2 protein-coding genes are annotated in these 514 nt (G+C 42.2%); both read left to right on the forward strand.

Translation table 11 applies throughout. From position 1 onward, the window contains the following. The coding region (locus P5683_RS25730) for a hypothetical protein (RefSeq protein WP_315641285.1) at positions 1–249 on the forward strand (249 nt) is incomplete at its 5' end. Next, a partial coding sequence (locus P5683_RS25735) for a hypothetical protein (protein WP_315657762.1) occupies positions 203–514 on the forward strand: 312 nt, incomplete at its 3' end. The genes P5683_RS25730 and P5683_RS25735, both read left to right, overlap by 47 nt.

The raw sequence follows: 514 nt of genomic DNA on the forward strand, positions 1-514 counted from the left end.
ATGGTTATCGCGGAATTAGCACGTGATATTTACGCCCAAATGATGTCACGAGATATCCCCTACGCTAACCAAGATACCAGGGTGAAATTAGCCGAAATCGCCCATAACGCCGCTGTTGATTTTATGGCGGTACAAGAAAAGTGGGTATCGTCTCAAGAGACAGTTATTCAGCCAGCATCATTTATGCCCGACTTTAGTGGCAATGGTTACAGTAGCGATATCTTTATGGGGGGTGACTTCAATGCCTAAGTTATTGCCAGTAATCAGCCTACATACTGGAAATTTCAGCAATTTTCTGCTGGGTTATGGTGGAACTTGTGTAGAACTAGATACGCCTGAGTGGTTTGATTACCTGAGAAAAAACAAGTCATTTTCGGTTGAGTTAAACGGCAAAAGGTTTACAGCTTGCAAAAAAACGTCAATCAATGGCTTTGCATACTGGAATCTGAAAGGTTGGGACGGTAAAATCAACCACCATATCTATATCGGAAAATCTGACCAGACTACCAATGAG

Source organism: Limnospira sp. PMC 1279.21 (genome assembly GCF_032349615.1).
GTDB classification, from domain to species: Bacteria; Cyanobacteriota; Cyanobacteriia; order Cyanobacteriales; family Microcoleaceae; genus Limnospira; species Limnospira fusiformis.